Genomic DNA, 20,337 nt, shown 5'->3' with positions numbered 1-20,337 from the left:
AACAAATTTCAAACTAATGTCAAATTTTCACCATTTCTCGGAGTAGCCCTTCATTAACATTTTTCTAGACAGTAGCCATGAATAAAAAAATGCCACAGATATCATCATTATTCTGTGTCTTAAATAAGGCTAAACAAGTTCATATCATCAGGCTAAAAATTAAAAAAATCCAGCTTTAGAGCAAGGAGACAATCAATGCCTAACTTCACAAGACCTATGCGCTTAGGTCTACTTTTTCATACCATATTACTCACAGGCATCGCTGCTAATGTAGATGCGAATACACCCTCTGTAGTGTTGAGTTCTCCTAAAGATTTTATGTACCCAGATATAGATCATGGTCTAAGTGAAAGTCTTTACCCGAATGAGGCCGCCACTGCTAAAGAAATCGCGAACATCATTGAAATGACGATCCGAAAACAATATGCCACAGAGATTGCGCTACGTGATGCGCACCCTAAAGCACATGGTTGCGTACGCGCAGAATTTAAGATAAATGAGACATTGCCTCCAAACATGGCCCATGGTGTTTTTATTCCGGGTAAAACTTATCAAGCATGGATTCGTTTTTCGAATGGATCGAGTAATGCAAAACAAACGGATATAAAAAAAGACGCACGCGGCATGGCGATCAAACTTTTAGCCGTACCAAAGAAAAACCTTTTAGATGAACTTGCGCCTACGCAAGATTTCATCATGATCAATCACCCTGTATTCTTTGTAAATGACCCTGCTCGTTATCTGTCATTTATGCAAGATATCAATAGCGATCAATTTCTAAAAAAATTGCATGCCCCTTTTGCATTAGGAGCGAAAGGAACTTGGATTGCGTTAAACACTAGAAATAAAATTTCAAATCCACTACAAACTAGATACTGGTCTATGGTGCCCTATCAGTTAGGAGTTGGCGCGCATCGTCAAGCGGTAAAGTACTCTGCTCGCGCATGTTCAACCGTTGTTAGCCCTATTCCTGTTACTCCTCAAAAGGACTTTTTAAGAGAGGCTCTTCGGACGACGGTACAAAACCATGATGCCTGCATGGAATTTCTAGTACAACCTCGGACATCCAGCTCAATGTCTGTTGAAGACTCGATGACGGAATGGAAAGAAGACCAAGCTCCTTTCTATAAGGTGGCCACTATTCGTATTCCTCAGCAAGTTTTTGATACCCCTGAGCAAAATAAGTTTTGTGAAAATCTATCCTTTACACCATGGCATGCATTAGCTGAACATAAACCACTGGGTGCGATAAACCGAATGCGCAAAGTCATATATGACCAGATTAGTCGCGTCAGACATGAGATGAATTCAGCTAAACAAACAAACGCTAACAATGTCGGAGATAAATAAGGAATGTCCTATGGTTAAACTCAATGGCCTGCCAAACCTCTCGCACAAACAATCATTTAAAACCAAATATTTAAATTAAATATTAATACATTTTATTCAACATTAGTTCGCACTAATCTGCCAAATAAACGGGTATTGTAGCGAGTAACTTCTTTAATCTAACGAGCAACTCAATGCTTTCAGATACCAAAATAAAATTGCTAAAGTCTAAAGAAAAAGACATAGAGCACCTGATAATGAAAGGCAATACATTGAATTTTAACCCACTGGCAAGAAGATATAGAAATTCAAATACATAAGAAAGCAGCAGCTGTAGTTTTTGGTGAAAATCTTATTATCCCACTCTTATCAGTCAACCAAATCATATATATATATCCTTTCAAAAAATAAATAACCTACTTTCACATATTTAACCCTATAACAAGAAACATTTTGATCTATTTTTTCTTCAAAACTAAATTGTTTGGAATAATATGGAAAACCACTAATTCTTATATCCAATGTATTATAAATCTTACCATCAATATTGACATCATACTTCCAAGAATCACTACTACGTCTATGATGGTATTTATTCTCTAAGGATAAGCACCCTACAAGAATTTCTTTATCATCTAATGATAATTCTCGTGCTTTTTTTTCAAAAAAATAATCAATAAAAAATGGGTGTATAATAACAATTATTAAAATTGGATATATTATACATATCATATAATCCTTCATCCTCTCCCCACTCCTCCAATAAAATAAATATATAATTAAACATAGACCAACTATTTTAACAATTATTAAAAAATTGAAATATCCAAAAATTTATGCACTTTACTATTACTACACATTACATCTAAATTAAAAAAATAGCTTTAACTAATTTCATAACAACCCATATATTATTAAAATATATATTTAGACACTCATATTTTTAATTTACTTTTATCTTAATTAATAAATTTCACAGACTAACTTAAACTAGAACTCAGACTCACATAGTTCACCACACCTGAAATATGTATTATGTATTGCATTAGTTCTGTGTTTTTTCTGCTTAAATTAGCTTTATTGTTCTTAATATATCAAATCCATCAAGCTGACAACAAACAAAGGCTCACCAAGCTTTAAAAGAAAATCGATTGAAGTATTATGCTATTTTAAAACACACACATATTTGAAAAAATCAATTTTTCAAAGTAAATGGAATCACCACCTCTATTTCGCAATATTTTTAAATATTCAATTTTTTAAGTCTGAAGCCACCAACGCGTACAACTTCACCCTCCCAATACCGACTACAAACAACACTCAAGTTAGATGATAAAGCTTCGTAGTCATAAAAAAGAAGAAATATAAGAAATACCATGTAAAAAGCGAATATATTGAAAATCCAAATATTCACAACAGAAATCTCTATTAAAAAATGACCGGTCAGAACTTTTCATTGAATTCTAACTGAAAATATATATATTGGTTGCTCCGTATCCACCATAAATATGTGATTTTAAAAATGATTAAAACCTTAACATTACGTAATTTCTTCGGATTAGGCATGGCTATCATAATCTCTCAATCTGCTTTTGCTGTTGAAGGATTAAGTACAGAAGAAGCCAATACCATTGTGAAAGAAGATATTGCAGCAGCGCAAGTCATGACTGAATTTTGCCCTGCTTTGGTGGGTCAAGCTCCTAAAATTGAAAGTAACATCCAAGCGCTGATTCAAACATATTTGCAAGATTATTCTGACAAGTCGATGACATACGCAAAATTACAGTCAGATAGCGAATACCAATCTATCCTCAAAGCGGCACGTGCAGATGCAAACAGTTCAGACAAAGCAGAACAAAAATCTGTATGTGATGATGTCGTAAACTTTGAAGGTTAATTGAGTAGCCAGCCGTGCAAAATAAAAAAGGTGAATAAATCAAAATATTCACCTTTTTTAACATCAAAAATGTCAACACTGTAAATTTACCTCAACAGCTTCTATACATTTATTCGCTTACATTTACTTAAAATTTGTTTAAGCTCATCATATTATGGCACTAACAAGTATGGTCTTAAGGTTTCAAATGAATTTGAATATGATGAAAAAAGTGATTTTAGCGGTGTGCAGTTCTACTTTAATGGTCATCAGTTCCGCGCAAGCAGCCACTAAAGATGAAAATATTGAAGTCACCCCACTACAACAAGTGACTCAACAAGAATTAGCTGCAATTTATGTACTCTCAGAAGTTTGCCCAGATCTAGTTTCTGACCAAAAGCAGTTTGAAAATGGCTATAACTCTTTAGCAAAAGAGTATCTTCCACAACAAGAAAACCCTACTGCATATCTGAAAAAACTCAGTAAAGAAAAAAAATTCAAGCCAATTTTAGCTGAAGCGCAAGCCGATGCAAAAAAAGCAGGCAAAGCAAAGAATCAAGAAATTTGTACAGAATTGAGTACTTACAGCAAATAATACCAATTGGTTACAATATCTTTAAAATAAGCCGATTTCTCCCATAGAAGTCGGCAGAACTTTGTCCTAAAATGCAAGGCTCTCGTGCTTATACTAAAGAAATCGGAACCCCTTAGAATGATTCAAAAAAGCGCCCTTGCTGCGGCATTACTCGTACCAAGCATTTCCTTTGCAGCAACTGTCTTATCCTCACCACCAGAACTAAATAATAAATCATACGTGCTGATGGACTATGAGACTGGGCAAATCCTCGCATCAAAAAATGAAAACGAAAAATTAGCACCTGCCTCAATGACAAAAATGATGACCAGCTTCATTATTGAACAGAAATTGCTGGCAGGTGAACTGACTGAAAATGAAAAAGTTCGCATGAACGAATCTGCATGGTGTCGTGGCAGCAGTTCAGAATCATGTATGTATGTTCCTTTGAACGGTACTGCAACTGCATTAGAGATGCTACGAGGCATTATCATTCAATCGGGAAATGATGCATCTAAAGCGATGGCTGAGCACATTGCTGGTAACGAAGGTACTTTCGTACATATGATGAATTCTGAAGCAAAACGTATCGGTATGAGCAATACTAGCTTTATGAATTCAACTGGTATGCCAGCTGAAGGTCACTACTCAACCGCTAAAGACATGGCAACGCTTGCACAGCACATCATTCATGATAGCTCAAAATACTATCCTATCTATTCTGAAAAAGAGTTTAGCTTTAACGGCATTAAACAAGGTAACCGAAATGCCTTGCTTTATACCGACCCAAGTGTCGATGGTTTGAAAACCGGCCATACTGATGAAGCGGGTTATTGTTTGACCACATCAGCAAAACGCGGGCCTATGCGTTTAATTTCGGTGATTTTTGGTGCGCCAAGCATGCAAGAACGCGCAACACAAACACGTGAAATTTTAGCGTGGGGTTATGCGAACTTTGAAACTAAAAACGTACAAGCAGCGAACCAAGTTTTAGCCAAATCGAAAGTGTGGTTTGGTAAAGACAGTGAAGTCCCTGTGGGCCTAGCTGAAACGTTCAACGTGACCATGCCTAAAGGTCAAGCCAACTCTATTAAAACGCAGATTGTAGTTCAACCGAAACTCACTGCACCGTTGAAAAAGGGTCAAGTGGTTGGTAAATACGTTGCAAGCCTTGATGGTAAAGTGATTGCTGAAAAGCCACTGGTTGCATTAAAAGATGTTGAAGAAGCAGGCTTCTTTGCGCGTATGTTAGATCACATCAAACAATTCTTCTCAAACTTATTCTAAGTCATATTTAGACTTAAGTTAAAGCATCCACACCTCGGTCTGGGTGCTTTTTTATTTTATAATGAGCACCTACATAAAAGCAGAACACCAATATGGCTAAAAATATTCGCCCCTATTTGAACACCACACCGCAACTGGGTAACAATTGCTATATTGATGAAATGTCCGTAGTGATTGGCGATGTCATTTTGGCTGACAATGTTTCAGTCTGGCCTTTTGCTGTGATTCGAGGCGATGTCAATTCAATCCGAATTGGTAAAAACTCAAATGTACAAGACCATGCGATGCTGCATGTTAGTCATAAAAAAGTAGACAAACCTAACGGTTCTCCTTTGATCATTGGTGATGATGTGACTATTGGACATCATGTCACTTTACATGGTTGTACTATTGGCAATCGCGTACTGATTGGCATCAACAGCATTGTTTTGGATGATGTCGTTATTCCTGACGATGTCATGATTGGTGCAGGCACACTAGTGCCTCCTGGAAAAGTGCTGGAAAGTGGCTATTTATATGTCGGAAGCCCAGCTAAAAAGGTACGCCCACTTACGGAAAAAGAATTAGCATTTTTACCCTATTCAGCACAAAACTATGTGAAAGTTTCAGGGCATTATTTAGAGTCATAGACCTATGTGCGAGTTGCATCGCACTTTTCATTTCTTAATATTTTTCAAATGCTGTCACCAAAAAGTCAATTAAGGCTTTCACTGATGGTAACAAACCACGTCTAGAGGTATAGGCTAAGTGAATCAACTCTGGTTTTGGCTCCCAGTTTGGAATTACTTTGACTAAACGCCCTTCTTTTAAATCCTGATGAATAATTAGTTCTGGCAACTTGGCAATCCCAAGACCTTGTAAAGTCGCTACATGCAATGCATTGAGATCGGTAGTGGTCAGTCTCGGTTCACACTTCAGCACGTATGGTTCTTCATTTTCATCGAATAACTTCCAATGATATTCAGGTACAAATGACTCCATCATCAACACAGGCCATTGATTTAACTCTTTAGGATGTTGAATGGAAAACTGCTGATAGGCCAATTGTGGACTCGCCACAATAAACTGCCGAGACAAAGACAAGTTACGTACAACGAGGCCACTATCTTCTAGTGGTAAGGGGCGGATACGTATTGCTAGATCGTAACGCTCATTCATCAAATCTACTTTTCGATTGGTGGCTTCAACATGCAAACGCACTTTGGGATATTTCTTTAAAAAATCATTCAGCATAGTGCTGACATTCAAATGCAATAAATTCACAGGACATGAGATTTTCACTGTGCCTACAGGTTCTAAACTGAGCATTTCAATAGCTGCATCGGCCGCTTCAGCCTCAATAATCATGGCTTGGCAGTGCTGATAATAGACTTTTCCAACTTCCGTCACGGACACACTGCGTGTGGTTCGGTTGAGTAGCTTTACCCCTAAACGCTCTTCCAACTCTGCAATTCTGCGACTCAGCAAGGATTTCGTGATCATTAACTCGTTGCTGGCTGCAGAAAAACCACCATACTCAATCACTTTAGCAAAATAATACAGGTCATTAAAATCTTTCATCTACAATCCCTGAACATCTAATTGTTCTTTTAGTATGACAATGTTTCCCATATTAGGTATTTTTTCACCTTTGTCATGAAATTAACATAGCAATCACCAGTTAATCCATACAAAAGGTAATAAAAATGTCTACTCCAGCAAACTTCAATGACCAACGTCCTGTGATTGATCCAACAGATTCAGCGATGCTTTTAATTGACCATCAAAGTGGTTTATTTCAAACTGTAGGTGATATGCCGATGCCTGAATTGCGTCAACGCGCGGCGGCTTTGGCAAAAATTGCATCACTCGCCAATATTCCAGTCATTACAACAGCTTCTGTTCCTCAAGGTCCAAATGGTCCCTTAATTCCAGAAATACACCAAAATGCCCCACATGCACAATATGTAGCACGTAAAGGTGAAATTAATGCATGGGATAACCCAGACTTTGTCGATGCAGTCAAAGCGACAGGGAAAAAGACGTTAATTATTGCAGGAACCATTACTAGTGTATGTATGGCTTTTCCTGCGATTAGTGCAGTTGCTGAAGGTTACAAAGTTTTCGCAGTGATTGATGCTTCAGGGACATACACCAAAATGGCAGAGGAAATTACTCTTGCACGTGTGGTTCAAGCAGGTGTTGTACCGATGGATACTGCGGCAGTTGCTTCTGAAATCCAAAAAACATGGAATCGTGAAGATGCTCAGGAATGGGCTCAAGTCTACACTCAGATCTTTCCTGCTTATGCACTGTTGATGGAAAGCTATGTGAAAGCGCAAGAAGTCGTTCAAAATAACGAAGTTCTAGATTCCAATCGCTAATCTAAAATAATCAAGGCTGAATCGCCATTAACCGTTTAAAGCTAAATTGAAAATAAATAGGCATCTCATTATAGGTGCCTATTTTGCTGAACTGAAGTTTAAATCAGTCCAAGTCACTCATTTTTTAAATAAACGATATATTTATCAAAATCTTAAAATAAAAAATCGCATTAAAAATGAGTACCGTTTAGATATAAAAAAAACGTATAATTAAAATTAAAGAATACAATTAGTATTATATAAAAGAGCAGTAGATCATTTGAATCCTAGAAAACAACAGGATTTAACATGCTTAACGCAATCCACTGGCCTGAAAATTACCTCCCTGGACATACCGATAACTTTGTTTCGAATGAAGTGATTGTTTCAAACTTATCCGTTCAAGATATTTGGCCTTTTTTAGTCAATGCGCATCTATGGCCTTCATATTATGGAAACGCCTCAGATATTGATTTGAATGGTGCAAAATGCTTAGAGCTCAACTTAGTCTTTTTCTTTAAAACTTTTGGCTTTCCAGTCAATGCTCAGGTCGTTGAGTATGCCCCGCCTAAAGATCATCAACCCGCTAGAATCGCATGGCATGGCTGGGCAGGTGAACCAGATTCTAGTGATCGCTTGGATGTCCACCATGCTTGGTTGATTGAAGACCTTCCTCATGACCGCGTCCGTATTTTGACTCAAGAAACCCAAATAGGTCGACCAGCTCAAGAATTAGCACACACTAAACCGAACCCGATGTTAAATGGACACCAAGACTGGTTAGACGGTCTAGTTAAAATAGCAAAATCTAAAATTTAGAGAGCTCTCAGCACAGACTTCCCTTCGCTGTCTGAATTAATAAGAGCCGTAACCACTGCTGGGCGGCATCACGGTGGTTACGTTCATGCCAAGCCAGTGTTTTAGTAAAGTGAGGGATATCTAAAGGAGGTTTAAAAACTTTAAAACCTTGCAAATTCTGAGTTAAACGTGACGGCACAACAGCGATTAAGTCTGTCGTACTCAAAATCTCAGGCAAGATCAAAAAACTATTCACCGACAACATTACCTGTCGTCTTTTTTTTAGTCCTTTAAGCTGTAAGTCAGTCACCCCAACAAATTGTCCACCATCATGAGAAATCAAAGCATGGTCTGTAGAACAGAGATCATCAATACTCAATTGTTTATTTTGTGCCATTTGATGTTGAGCACTCATGAGACAAACATAGTGTTCTTCAAATAAATCGTAAGTATGTAAATCTAAATGTGCATGTTCTGGTGTAATTAATGCAAAATCAATAACACCACGTTCTAATTGGGTAAATATCTCATCATTGTGTACAGAAACCACTGCAATTTGAACTTTAGGTGCAGAACGTCTCAGCTCAGCAATATAAGGTACCAAGATTGTCTTTAATGCATAATCTGTAGCTGCAATACGTAGCGTAAGCTCAGCCTCTTTGGGCGCAAAAATACTGGGTTTAAGTAAAGTATGGATATCACTTAAAATATTTTTAACGACTGGCGCAAGTTCTAATGCCCTTAAAGTTGGGTTTATTCCCCGTTGAGAACGCGTAAATAATGGGTCTTCAAAATAGTCACGCAATCGCTGTAACATTCCACTCACAGCAGGCTGAGTGAGGTACAGCTTTTTGGCCGCACCCGTTACACTACGCTCATCAAAAAGTGCATCAAAGGTCTTCAGTAAGTTGAGATCCAAATTTTTGATATCATGCTTCATGATATGAGAGCCTTAAATTTATTATTTTCATTATAAGCTAGAAAGTCTTATTAGCTACACAGAGTAAAAGTGTTTAAAAATTAGCTAATCATCATATTGAGCATATTCATCTTTCAAGAAAAAAACATTCAACATAGCCACCACGGCCTAAATTTTGTAGAATACCCTTTTCTCCCCATGGTGCTTTTACATGACCGCTTGGACAGCTCACGTGACCGTCGCAACCGTTGTTGAAAAAGACGGAAAATTTCTGTTTGTTGAAGAACACAGCGCTGGTGTGACACATACAGTATTTAACCAACCCGCAGGTCATGTTGAATCAGGTGAAACCCTCATCGAAGCTGCCATTCGTGAAACAATGGAAGAAACTGGACATGAAGTGTCTATAGATGCGTTATTGGGCATTTATACCTATACACCGCCCATGTTTCCAGATCGTACCTATTACCGTTTCTGCTTTTTAGCGCAGTCACTTCATCATAATCCAACAGCCGAACTCGATACAGGTATCGTCGGTGCAGTATGGATGACTTTGGATGAACTGCTCGAAACGGCTCGTGCGCGTAGTCCATTGGTGATTAAAGCAGTTCAAGACGCACTCGCGGGTCAAAAATATCCTTTATCGCTCGTTTATGAGCACCAAAATTCTCCTCTTATTTCAAGTTTGGATGCCTAGTCCTATGCAACAACGTGTCATCGTCGGTATGTCGGGTGGTGTAGATTCATCTGTTTCTGCTGCTCTTCTTCTTCAACAAGGTTATCAAGTTGAGGGTCTTTTCATGAAGAACTGGGAAGAAGACGACGGCACAGAATACTGCACAGCGATGGAAGACTTAGCCGATGCTCAAGCAGTCTGTGACAAACTAGGGATTAAGTTACACACCGCCAATTTTGCTATGGAATATTGGGATCGTGTATTTGAGCATTTCTTAGCGGAATATGCTGCGGGCCGTACCCCAAACCCAGATATTTTATGTAATAAAGAAATCAAATTCCGTGCGTTCTTAGATCATGCCATGCAACTAGGCGCGGACTTTATTGCAACTGGTCACTATGCACGTCGCGGCGAAACTATGACCAACTCTAAAGGTGAGGAATATGCACCTTTACTACGTGGTTTAGATAAAAATAAAGACCAAACCTATTTCTTACATGCTGTGCATGGTCGTGAAATTAATAAGACCTTGTTCCCAGTGGGTGAAATTGAAAAGCCAGAAGTACGTAAAATTGCGGAACAATATGACTTAGTCACGGCGAAGAAAAAAGACTCAACGGGCATCTGTTTTATTGGTGAACGTCGTTTTAATGACTTCTTAAAACAATACCTACCTGCACAAGCTGGAAAAATCGTCTTAGATGATGGCAAAGAGGTTGGTGAACATCACGGCTTAATGTACTATACGCTCGGTCAACGCGGTGGTATTGGTATTGGTGGTTTGAAAGGTGTCGCTGAAGGTGCATGGTTCGTTCTACATAAAGATATTGAAAACAACCGTTTGGTGATTGGTCAAGGTCATGAACATCCACTCATGCAAAGTACTACACTTTGGAGTGAAGCGATTGACTGGGTCGCAGGTGAAATGCAGATTCCTGAGACAGGTTTCCGTTGTACCTCTCGGACGCGCTATCGCCAAGATGACCAAGATTGTGTGATCTTTAATGATCCGACTACCCCAGGTGGCGTACGCGTTGAGTTCGATGAACCGCAACGTGCCGTGACTCCGGGTCAGAGTGTCGTATTCTACTCAGGTGAAGTTTGTTTAGGCGGTGGCGTGATTCATCATACCAATGCTCCTAAACCTGATTTTATTTAAAGGATTTTAAGACATGGCTGAGTTACCGTTTCAACAGCCTCAAACTTTGAACGAACGCCAAAACCGAGCGTTGGCGTTGGCGGCTGTGTTTCAGTCTGCGCAACTAACGCATATGACCGCCTTGAGCGGTCAGCAAAGTATTGGGGAAAGCGGTAACTTCTATTTAGAGCAGTTGATTAAAGCCAGTTTAAATATCCGACCAAAGGGCAACCAAAGCGGACAAACCTTAGACTTCTTTCATCAATTAGCGGACATCTCCTTAGGACTGAAAACCTTAGAAAGTAGCATTACCCAACCCTTTAATACCTCACCCAAAACTCGAATTCCTAAATTATCCACTGCTAAACTTCCCATGACCTATGCCATGGCACTCTTACAATTAGAAAAGAAAGTGTATAGCAACCCCAAATTCGTTGAAATTATTGAACAGTCCCAACAAAAAATTTTAAGACAGCTTTCTTTTTTCGATAATAACTATTTGCACCCAAGCATCATTGCCAACCTCGCACAAACCTACGTAGACACTGCAGGACAAATTAACCCACGCATTATGGTGCGAGGCAATGCAGAAGCATTTAAAGATTCATCACATACCAACCGCATTCGTGCTTCCCTCTTTACAGGCTTACAATTGGCACATTTATGGCGTCAGCTCGGTGGAAGTTCATGGGGCATGGTGTTTAGCAAACGCAAATTGCTTAAAGATATTCAAGATCTCGCTCGTTTACAGTATCAGGTGATTTAACACATGATCGACGGGCTTTTTAGTTTTACGTTTAATTCCAAAGTTTAAGGAATCGCTATGAACGCTTTAACCGCACTTTCTCCATTAGATGGACGCTACGCTAGCAAATGTGATGCGCTTCGTCCTTTCCTCTCTGAGTTTGGTTTAATCCATGCTCGTGTGACTGTTGAAGTGCGTTGGTTACAAGCGCTTGCAAACCGTCCAGAAATCACTGAAGTCCCTGCATTTAGCGCTGCAACCAATACTGCACTTGATGCAATTGTTGCTGATTTTTCTGAAAGCGATGCAAATCGTATCAAAGACATCGAACGCACTACAAATCACGATGTAAAAGCGGTTGAATACTTCCTGAAAGAAAAAATTGAAGGCATCGAAGAACTTAAAAATGCAGGTGAATTCATTCACTTTGCATGTACATCTGAAGACATCAACAACTTGTCTCATGCACTAATGCTGAAAAGTGGTCGTGATGTATTGGTTGCCTCTATGCAGCAAATCATTGACTCAATCGTGGCATTGTCTGAAAAACATGCTGACCAACCTATGTTGTCTCGTACACATGGTCAGACTGCAAGTCCAACCACTTTGGGTAAAGAAATGGCGAACGTAGCATATCGTCTTGCACGCCAAATCAAACAATTCAAACAAGTTGAACTTTTAGGCAAAATTAACGGTGCGGTAGGTAACTATAACGCTCACCTTTCTGCTTACCCAGACATTAACTGGCCTGCGCACTCACAAGCATTCGTTGAGTCTTTAGGTCTAAGCTTTAACCCATACACCACTCAAATCGAACCACATGACTACATGGCGGAACTGTTTGATGCTTTACGTCGTTTCAATACGATTTTGATCGACTTTAACCGTGACGTTTGGGGCTACATCTCTTTAGGTTTCTTCAAGCAAAAACTGAAAGACGGTGAAGTGGGTTCTTCAACAATGCCACACAAAGTGAACCCAATTGACTTTGAAAACTCAGAAGGTAACTTAGGCTTAGCCAATGCAGTATTGGCTCACTTAGGTGAAAAACTTCCAATTTCTCGCTGGCAGCGTGACCTAACGGACTCAACTGTACTGCGTAACATGGGTGTTGGTTTTGCACAAAGCTTGATTGCTTTTGAAGCATGTTCAAAAGGCATTGGTAAACTTGAACTGAATGCTGCACGTATTGACGAAGACTTGAACAATGCACAAGAAGTTCTAGCTGAACCAATTCAAACCGTTATGCGTCGTTACAACGTTGAAAAGCCATACGAAAAATTAAAAGCATTAACACGTGGTCAAGCGATGACGCGTGACATGATGGTTGACTTCGTTAATGGTAATGAACTTGAAGCTGTTCCTGCTGCTGACCGTGCACGTTTAGCGGAAATGACGCCTGCAACCTATACAGGTAATGCAGCTGAACAAGCAAAACAAGTTGCGGACTTAATTTCTAAAATCTAACTTTTAGAAATTAAAAAAAGCGAAGCTTAGGCTTCGCTTTTTTATTTATAATACAAACAAGCATATTGCACACATCTCATTGAAAAAATAAAAAGATGACAACCATACTGAAAACATCAACCACAGAAAATCCCATCAACGATCAACTGGAAAGGCCACATTGGATCTGTCTCATCCTGCTTTGTTTAGCAGTGGCTTTGGCTTCAATCCACCCGCTTGAACTCAGCTCTTATATCTTGCATCAGGTCGGAACTGTGTTCATGCTAATTGCACTGATCATTTGTCTGTATAAACTCGGACTCAGCTTGATGAGTTTTGTGCTGTATATTGTTTTTTTGCTGATTCATATACTTGGCGCACATTATCTGTATTCTTATGTACCCTATAATGAATGGTCGATCCAATACTTAAACCTTGACCTCAACCAGAGTTTAGGTTGGACACGTAATATGTATGATCGCTTTGTACATTTAGCATACGGTCTACTGCTCTACCCATTTTTCTATCGTGTATTTCAAGTCTGGTTACCGCAACTTTCAAAACTGACACTATTCCTTTTGGTGATTCAGTTTGTGATGGCAAGCAGTCTGATTTATGAATGGATTGAATGGCTGATTGCGATGGGCTTATCACCTGAAGATGCTGAAAATTATAATGGCCAGCAAGGTGACATGTGGGATGCTCACAAAGATATGCTATTAGCAACCGTTGGCTCAATCATCACAGGCATCATTTACTTATATAAAAGCTAATCAACAGTTAGTCGAATAGAGGCAACTGACGACTGTACAAAATTGATTGCACGTATTGTAATTGATGCACGAAACTTTAAGCAGACCATAAAAAAACACCACGTTGGTGGTGTTTTATAAACATCAATCTTTTGCAGACTCATCTGCTGGCACTTCTGTGATACGACCACCACGTGCGAGAAAAGCAGCCACTTCATCTTCTAGCGCTTGGCGCTGTTTCAATTTCGCAGTCACAGTGAGTGTCTCAGCTTCGGCAACATCACCATCACTTGCTGCATTTTCAGAAGAATCTGATGCGCCCTTTTCAGCGGCTTGTGCTTCGTCCTCATCAACCGCTGAGTCTTCTACATCATCATAATCATTTGAATCAGTCATCTTAATCTCCCCACAAATGACCTTTAAGGTTCCAATGTATTACTGGTTTTCAATTATGTTGAAATTTAACAAGCTCTCAGCCTTTCGCATAGTCTTATTCAACAGAAAATCGTATCTTTTTTAATCAAAATCGTAATCTTATTTTACGACTGGCTAAAAAATAACACTTCCCGTCTTAGACAGCATAACGCGTCTCTTTGAGCAACCCTAAACCATTGGCCTGTGTCATAAAAGCATCTTTTAATACAGGCAGTTTTTCAACCTGTTTCAAACCAAAGTTTCGTGCCCACACTACGGGAAAGAGTTGTGTAGTTTCCATCCAACCAATCGCAGACATGCTATGCATCATGGCATCATTTTGTCCTTTACGGCGGTGTTCATAACGCTTCAATGTTTGCTCATTTGCCCATACGCCACGTGCTAGATCATGTAGTAATGCATCACATAGTACAGCTGCATCAAGACAACCGATATTCACCCCCTGTCCCGCCAACGGATGAATTACATGAGCCGCATCACCAATTAAAGCCAAACCCGCTTTAACATATTGTTGTGCAGCACGTGCTTTGAGTGGGAAAGTAGCACGCGGTGTCGCTTCCAACACTTCGCCTAACATGTGGTGACTTTCTCGCGTTAACAGCTCGGTAAATTCAGCATCTGAAAGTGCAGCATATTCATCTGCATAATCATCAGGTAAAGTCCATACGATCGACTGCCAATGTCTTGCTTGCTCTGGTTTTAAACTCGCCATCGGTAAAAATGCCAAAGGGCCAGTTTCTAAGAAAATCTGACGTGCAACATATTGATGTGGCTGTGCCGTCCGAATGGCGCAACTCAAACCCGCTTGTTTGTAGTCGAGTACATCAATATCAATAAATGCTTGCTCTCGTACAAAAGAGTTTGCACCATCTGCGCCAATCACCAGTTTGGTTTTTAGCACCGTGCCATCGGCTAAATGGATATACCATAACCCAACACCTTCTTCGACACGGGCAACTTTAACTTGGGTGCGGTAATCATTGAGTATAGTAAGCATCTGCTGTTGAATCGCTAAATTGAGCAAACTTGGCTCAACCATAGAACCGAGAGCTTGTTCGCCTTGTGGTTCCTGCTGGGACGCATGACCAAAGTTAATTTCACCATAGCCATTTTTATTCCACACCTGCATGCCGCTATAGGGCATCTGGCGGGCAATTTTATCCCAAACATCAATGGTTTTAAGCAAATGTATCGTTGCTTGACTGAGTGCCAAAACACGTGGGTTAGCAATGCTTAGCGTTTTTTGTTCATCTAAAATAGGCGCAGCATCCAGTACTGTCGCTTGCACACCACCCTGTGCTAAAAGTAAGGCTGTCAGTCCACCAACTAAACCACCGCCTATGATCACCACATCTAAAATATCAGCTTGAACTTGGCTCATGCTTTTAGCCCCATGGCATAGTTAGCTACTAGCGGTTTAATGCCTGGAATTGTATCAAATGCGACCAGCCCCGTGTTTCGAATAAATTTTAAGATCGGGTTGCTGTTGCTAAAACCACGCACTACAGAGTCGCAGAACTTAATTACACGCTGTTGGTCAGTCAAACGTGAAGCTTCATAGGATTGCAACATCGTTGCATCACCCAAGTCTGCATCTTGCGCACTTTGTTCCGTTAAATAACGGACCAAGACGTGCGCATCACGCATACATAGGTTAAAACCTTGCCCTGCAACGGGGTGAATGGTATGCGCGGCATTGCCCATTAACACCACCCGTCCTGCGGCCTGCTTTTCTGCTAGTACTTGTGATAATGGAAAACTAAAACGCTTACCTGTTTTTTGGAATTTACCTGCACGATCGCCATAGGTTTCTTGTAAGGCATTTAAAAAGTGTTGGTCATTTTCATCGCCCAACCATTCCCCTTCAGTACCCTTTTGCACAGGCCACACCACAGAACGACGGTATTCACCCGGAAGCGGTAACAATGCCAATGGCCCTAAACTACTAAAGCGCTCGAAACCCACATGGTTGTGCGGTTTTGAGGTTTGTACGGTAGTCACAATAGCAACTTGGTCATAGTCATGTTCTGAAGCGCCTATTCCTAAAGCTTTACGGCAGAATGAATCACGTCCATCTGCAGCAATAATGAGTTTTGCTTGCATTGAAAGTTCATCTTCTCCACGGTTTGCTTCAATGTACGCCAAATCAGCATCTTGCGTTAGTTGAGTGACTTGTACACCATCAATCAACTCAATAAGTGGCTGTTTTTGAACTTCTGTCAGTAGCACACGACCGAGCCATGCGTTTTCGATGACTTGCCCGAAGCTTTCGACTTTTTCTTGTTCTGCTTTAAGACGCGCCTTACCAAAGCTGCCTTGTTCGGTGATATTTACTTCTAAAATAGGCGTTGCATGTTCTTGTAACGCACTCCATAAGCCCAGTTCTTGGTAAATTTGGACTGTACGACGTGAAAGTGCGCTGTTTCTTGCATCAAAGCTAGAATGGTATGGCACAAGGTTTACATCATCATAATTTGGGTATTTGATCGCTTCTAAAAGCTTCACCGCAATGTTTTGTTTGGCTAACATCAACGCCAGACTGAGTCCGACCATACCACCACCAACTATGATGACTTCTTGTTGCATGCTTCTATCCTTTTTATGGCGTACCTAAAGTCAAAAACTTCAAATACCTATAAGTTTTAATGGATTTATATTACATCAAAGATTTTCTTTTTTATAATGAAATGGATGTTTTTGCGTACTTTCAGCGTAAAGTGCTCTGCCATGATTTAGAAAAGACAGTCTTTTTGATTTCCATCAAAACTTGTTCTGCTCACTGTTTAAACAGACTTATAAGAAATGTGGAGCTTTGACCTCATAATAAGCGTGTAACGTAAATAACCACTAAAAAGCCCAACCAATTCAGATTGAGCTCTTTAAAAGAAAGTAAGTATTTGAATTTAAAATATAATTTTAAGAATTGCGTATAAGGCGTATTATGTTAATTTTAGGAAATCTTATAAAAGAATAAAGTTTAATCTACTAATGTTTGGATCCATTGCAAGCTTCCACTCATAGATATACCTACACCTAAATTTGCTATATGTAAGTATTCTTTTGGAATATAAGAAAATAATTTACCGTCAATGTAAGCAATCCAAAATTCTGGAGGTGGGCAATCGCACTCATCGAAGAACCCTTTAGTTTCTTCATATGCCAAGCAATCATACATAGAGCATGAAATATCAAACTCTAATATTCTTCCAGTAGAATTAAGTGAATGTGTCTGTTCTTTGACTTTATATTTAGAAAAAACAGATTGAATTACTTTAGGATAGTTTTTGTTAACAACTTCACTAAAATTTCTATTACACATACTCCAAAGTTTTTCTATTCTTATTGTAGGAGAATTTTTAAAAATATATGGATTCCCCTCAAAAAAAATTGGATTCTGATTTAAAAGAAAACCTTTTATTTTCATAAGCCTAAATTCTATATCGAATATGCATTTATTGATTTAGATATTAAATCCTAATGGCTAGTTTTGATAGCTTAAAAGATCCCATTTAACAAAATAGCGTTATACGAAACGAGAGTGCTAGAACCTAGTTAAAGTGCATCTAGCTCCGTTAACACAATCCTAAGCGTCCGAATTGCGGAAGCACGGAAAATAGTATTAGTTCCGTCAAAAGACGGATTTTTATCTGTCCAAGCGATTGCTGCAAGACATTGAATACCCACATAGAATAGAAATTTCATTTTTGGCACTGTCTGTTTATATGTATATTCCCAACCTTCTAAAAAAGCATTTCGCAATTCCAGATCAGAGAAATCTATATCCACCCAAACAATTTTCGCTAAATCGTAGACCGCATCTCCAATACGGGCAGCGTCAAAGTCTATAATACCCGAAATCCGATTTTCACTGTCTGCAAGGATATTTCGACCAATATAGTCACAATGCAGTAAATTAAGCTGTGTTGGCTCACATATAGCTTTACCGTACTTTTGTAACTCATTCAATTGATCACAAAATTCGTGATGATCGGATGACAATGGATTGATACGCGACATCCATTTGGAGATCATCAATTCCAAATGTTGACTCCACAGCATTGAATGTGTCAATAAGCCATCTCGATCTTGCCAGAACCCCATATTCAATAAGCGAGTCTGTGAAATTCCACGATGAAGTTCACCCAAAGCTCGTCCTGTATTCCTAAGCAAAGAGACTTTCTGTGCCCGGGTACAATTCTTCAATACTTGATCGACTTGTGTACCTTCAAGAGCACTCATAACAATGACAGAACAATTCCCCCATTCAAATTTATTAAATACCTTTGGTGTTAATGGAAACTCCTTGAGCGCTTCTAAGATTTCATAGTAACGTTCATTAGCCGTTTGATTATTTGCTATTTTAATAAAGACTTTTCCTTGAGAGGATTGTCCTTGATACACGGAAGATCCATTTCTCTGTGTAACCAAATGTAACGTCTTTGCCTGAATCCTATGCTTTAAATCATATAAATCTTTCATACTGCCGAATGTCTGTTGTTAGTAAAATGATGATGAAATAATTAATTTTTTTATTCATAAATATTATAGGTTTCTATTTAATATAAACACCTTATAAAAAATAAAAGCCGATCTCATGATCGGCTTTTATACAGTAAATGATATTTATCGTGCCATTAACGCTTCTATCTCTTCTACCGACTTCACCACTTTCACAGTCAAATTCAGTGGACCGTTTTGGGTTGCTACGATGTCATCTTCAATACGAATACCAATGCCACGCCATTTCGCATCGACAGTCTCATCATCAGGTGCAATGTACAAGCCCGGTTCAACCGTCACTACCATGCCTTCTTCATAGGCACGCCACACACCTTCTTGTTTATATGAACCCACATCGTGAACGTCCATACCCAACCAGTGTCCTGTGCCATGCATATAAAACTGACGGAAACTTTCCTTTTGGATAATCTCTTCAATATCACCTTGCATAATGCCCAAATCAAGCAAACCTTGAACTAAGATGCGCACAGCAACATTATGTGGTTCTTTATACGAGTTTCCTATACGCACTGCGTCAATTGCAGCAAGTTGTGCATCGAGGACTACATTATAAAGTGCTTTTTGCTCAGGGCTGAACTTTCCGTTGACGGGAAAAGTACGGGTAATGTCTGAAGCATAGTATTCATATTCACATGCTGCGTCGATTAAGACCAAATCACCATCTTTTAGCTCTTTATTGTTCTCTACATAGTGCAGAATGCAAGCATTTTCACCACCACCAACAATGCTGTTATACGACGGCACGCAGCCATTTTGACCAAATACATAATTCAGTTCAGCTTCTAGAGCATATTCCATCATGCCTGGCTTAACAGTTTGCATGGCACGAGTATGAGCTTGTGCAGAAATATCAGAAGCTGTTTGCATCAATGCAATTTCTTGTTCTGATTTAAACAAACGCATTTCATCTAAAATGCGGTCTAGCTGAATGACTTGCGCAGGTGCAGCAGTCCCACGACGTGACTCACCGTTAGCAGTCGTGATCCATTTTGCTACACGCGCATCAAATTCAGGTTGTTGCCCAATGCGATAGAATAATTTTTCTTTGCTTAAAAGTTTTTCAATGATTTCTTCATCTAACAAATCTATCGCATAGGCTTCATCAGCTTCATAGTCTTCTACCGCACCATCTACACCTGCACGATAACCATTCCAGATTTCCATCTCACGGTCACGTTCACGGCAGAACAAACTGTAGCTATAACCATCTTCATCGTCTTCGGCAAAGGTTTCGATGACCGCCACGGCTTCGGGCTCAGCAAAACCGGTCAGATAAAAAAAGCTGCTATCGGTACGGTATTTATAGTCTGCATCACGATTACGCATCGCCACCGGGCTAGTTGCGATAATGGCAATACTATTCGGACCCATTTGTTCAGCCAAACGGTCACGGCGTTCCTGAAAATCCACTTGCGTTAGTTTCATGTTTGATCTGTCTTTTTTATACCAAAGAATAAAAGTGCCACGCGCACCTTATCTTGTACGCGCAGCAAGTCTTA

At 39.5% G+C, this 20,337-nt stretch carries 21 protein-coding genes; 12 read left to right on the top strand and 9 right to left on the bottom strand.

Features of this window, described 5'->3' with window-relative positions; translation table 11 throughout:
- Positions 1 to 195 precede the first annotated feature (195 nt).
- On the top strand, positions 196 to 1,350 hold the full coding sequence (locus ACZ8ZH_RS05585; protein WP_086207804.1) for a catalase family protein: 1,155 nt from the start codon (positions 196 to 198) through the stop codon (positions 1,348 to 1,350).
- A gap of 348 nt (positions 1,351 to 1,698) precedes the next feature.
- On the opposite strand, the gene ACZ8ZH_RS05580 is transcribed toward ACZ8ZH_RS05585, so the two are convergent.
- The gene (locus tag ACZ8ZH_RS05580; RefSeq protein WP_119063003.1) at positions 1,699 to 2,073 is read right to left on the bottom strand and encodes a hypothetical protein; all 375 of its coding nucleotides are present in this window, start codon (positions 2,071 to 2,073) and stop codon (positions 1,699 to 1,701) included.
- 778 nt (positions 2,074 to 2,851) lie between these two features.
- Between ACZ8ZH_RS05580 and ACZ8ZH_RS05575 the strand changes: the two genes are divergently transcribed.
- From ACZ8ZH_RS05575 to ACZ8ZH_RS05560, 4 genes are all read left to right on the top strand, one after another.
- Positions 2,852 to 3,226, top strand: coding sequence for an MCR_0457 family protein (locus ACZ8ZH_RS05575; RefSeq protein ID WP_119063004.1), 375 nt, complete (start codon positions 2,852 to 2,854; stop codon positions 3,224 to 3,226).
- Between the two features lie 187 nt (positions 3,227 to 3,413).
- Entirely contained in the window at positions 3,414 to 3,800 is a 387-nt protein-coding gene (locus ACZ8ZH_RS05570; protein WP_086207806.1) for an MCR_0457 family protein, read from the top strand.
- A 117-nt stretch (positions 3,801 to 3,917) separates the two neighbouring features.
- Positions 3,918 to 5,066, top strand: coding sequence for a D-alanyl-D-alanine carboxypeptidase PBP5/6 (gene dacC, locus ACZ8ZH_RS05565; protein WP_086207807.1), 1,149 nt, complete (start codon positions 3,918 to 3,920; stop codon positions 5,064 to 5,066).
- 92 nt (positions 5,067 to 5,158) lie between these two features.
- Positions 5,159 to 5,695, top strand: a complete 537-nt coding sequence (locus ACZ8ZH_RS05560) for a gamma carbonic anhydrase family protein (RefSeq protein WP_086207808.1) — start codon at positions 5,159 to 5,161, stop codon at positions 5,693 to 5,695.
- A 34-nt stretch (positions 5,696 to 5,729) separates the two neighbouring features.
- On the opposite strand, the gene ACZ8ZH_RS05555 is transcribed toward ACZ8ZH_RS05560, so the two are convergent.
- Positions 5,730 to 6,626 carry a LysR substrate-binding domain-containing protein gene (locus ACZ8ZH_RS05555; RefSeq protein ID WP_119063005.1) on the bottom strand — a complete coding sequence of 299 codons (897 nt, stop codon included), beginning with the start codon at positions 6,624 to 6,626 and terminating at the stop codon, positions 5,730 to 5,732.
- A 125-nt stretch (positions 6,627 to 6,751) separates the two neighbouring features.
- Here ACZ8ZH_RS05555 and ACZ8ZH_RS05550 point away from each other — a divergent pair, with 125 nt between their 5' ends.
- Positions 6,752 to 7,429 (top strand): hydrolase, encoded by a 678-nt coding sequence (locus tag ACZ8ZH_RS05550; RefSeq protein WP_119063006.1) that lies wholly within the window; start codon positions 6,752 to 6,754, stop codon positions 7,427 to 7,429.
- Between the two features lie 288 nt (positions 7,430 to 7,717).
- Positions 7,718 to 8,227, top strand: a complete 510-nt coding sequence (locus tag ACZ8ZH_RS05545) for an SRPBCC family protein (protein WP_119063007.1) — start codon at positions 7,718 to 7,720, stop codon at positions 8,225 to 8,227.
- 7 nt (positions 8,228 to 8,234) lie between these two features.
- Here ACZ8ZH_RS05545 and ACZ8ZH_RS05540 read toward each other — a convergent pair whose 3' ends face one another.
- Positions 8,235 to 9,146, bottom strand: coding sequence for a LysR family transcriptional regulator (locus tag ACZ8ZH_RS05540; RefSeq protein ID WP_119063008.1), 912 nt, complete (start codon positions 9,144 to 9,146; stop codon positions 8,235 to 8,237).
- 190 nt (positions 9,147 to 9,336) lie between these two features.
- Between ACZ8ZH_RS05540 and ACZ8ZH_RS05535 the strand changes: the two genes are divergently transcribed.
- From ACZ8ZH_RS05535 to ACZ8ZH_RS05515, 5 genes are all read left to right on the top strand, one after another.
- Positions 9,337 to 9,822, top strand: coding sequence for an NUDIX hydrolase (locus ACZ8ZH_RS05535; RefSeq protein WP_086207813.1), 486 nt, complete (start codon positions 9,337 to 9,339; stop codon positions 9,820 to 9,822).
- A 4-nt stretch (positions 9,823 to 9,826) separates the two neighbouring features.
- A complete protein-coding gene (gene mnmA, locus ACZ8ZH_RS05530) occupies positions 9,827 to 10,960 on the top strand; it encodes a tRNA 2-thiouridine(34) synthase MnmA (protein ID WP_086207814.1) in 1,134 nt (377 codons plus the stop codon).
- 13 nt (positions 10,961 to 10,973) lie between these two features.
- Positions 10,974 to 11,705, top strand: coding sequence for a high frequency lysogenization protein HflD (gene hflD / locus ACZ8ZH_RS05525; protein WP_086207815.1), 732 nt, complete (start codon positions 10,974 to 10,976; stop codon positions 11,703 to 11,705).
- 57 nt (positions 11,706 to 11,762) lie between these two features.
- Positions 11,763 to 13,151 (top strand): adenylosuccinate lyase, encoded by a 1,389-nt coding sequence (gene purB, locus ACZ8ZH_RS05520; RefSeq protein ID WP_119063009.1) that lies wholly within the window; start codon positions 11,763 to 11,765, stop codon positions 13,149 to 13,151.
- A gap of 95 nt (positions 13,152 to 13,246) precedes the next feature.
- Complete coding sequence (locus ACZ8ZH_RS05515) at positions 13,247 to 13,903, top strand: DUF2238 domain-containing protein (RefSeq protein WP_119063010.1); 657 nt, start codon at positions 13,247 to 13,249, stop codon at positions 13,901 to 13,903.
- A gap of 123 nt (positions 13,904 to 14,026) precedes the next feature.
- Here the strand turns inward: ACZ8ZH_RS05515 and ACZ8ZH_RS05510 are convergent, their stop codons facing one another.
- The 6 genes from ACZ8ZH_RS05510 to pepP all read right to left on the bottom strand — a co-directional run bounded on the left by ACZ8ZH_RS05510 (position 14,027) and on the right by pepP (position 20,263).
- On the bottom strand, positions 14,027 to 14,278 hold the full coding sequence (locus ACZ8ZH_RS05510; protein WP_086207818.1) for a hypothetical protein: 252 nt from the start codon (positions 14,276 to 14,278) through the stop codon (positions 14,027 to 14,029).
- Positions 14,279 to 14,453: 175 nt separating this feature from the next.
- Positions 14,454 to 15,698 carry an FAD-dependent monooxygenase gene (locus ACZ8ZH_RS05505; protein ID WP_119063011.1) on the bottom strand — a complete coding sequence of 415 codons (1,245 nt, stop codon included), beginning with the start codon at positions 15,696 to 15,698 and terminating at the stop codon, positions 14,454 to 14,456.
- Positions 15,695 to 16,903: a 2-octaprenyl-6-methoxyphenyl hydroxylase gene (gene ubiH / locus ACZ8ZH_RS05500; RefSeq protein WP_086207820.1), complete on the bottom strand. Its 1,209-nt coding sequence runs from the start codon at positions 16,901 to 16,903 to the stop codon at positions 15,695 to 15,697. The genes ACZ8ZH_RS05505 and ubiH overlap by 4 nt, the downstream gene beginning before the upstream one ends.
- Positions 16,904 to 17,294: 391 nt before the next feature.
- A complete protein-coding gene (locus tag ACZ8ZH_RS05495; protein ID WP_119063012.1) occupies positions 17,295 to 17,741 on the bottom strand; it encodes a hypothetical protein in 447 nt (148 codons plus the stop codon).
- A gap of 128 nt (positions 17,742 to 17,869) precedes the next feature.
- Entirely contained in the window at positions 17,870 to 18,796 is a 927-nt protein-coding gene (locus ACZ8ZH_RS05490) for a phosphotransferase family protein (protein ID WP_119063013.1), read from the bottom strand.
- 144 nt (positions 18,797 to 18,940) lie between these two features.
- Positions 18,941 to 20,263 (bottom strand): Xaa-Pro aminopeptidase, encoded by a 1,323-nt coding sequence (gene pepP, locus ACZ8ZH_RS05485; protein WP_119063014.1) that lies wholly within the window; start codon positions 20,261 to 20,263, stop codon positions 18,941 to 18,943.
- Positions 20,264 to 20,337: the final 74 nt, after the last annotated feature.

It is taken from the genome of Acinetobacter sp. SW-226, assembly GCF_055632855.1.
The sequence above is the reverse complement of the archived record's forward strand: the minus strand, read 5'-3'. Positions and strand labels throughout refer to the sequence as shown.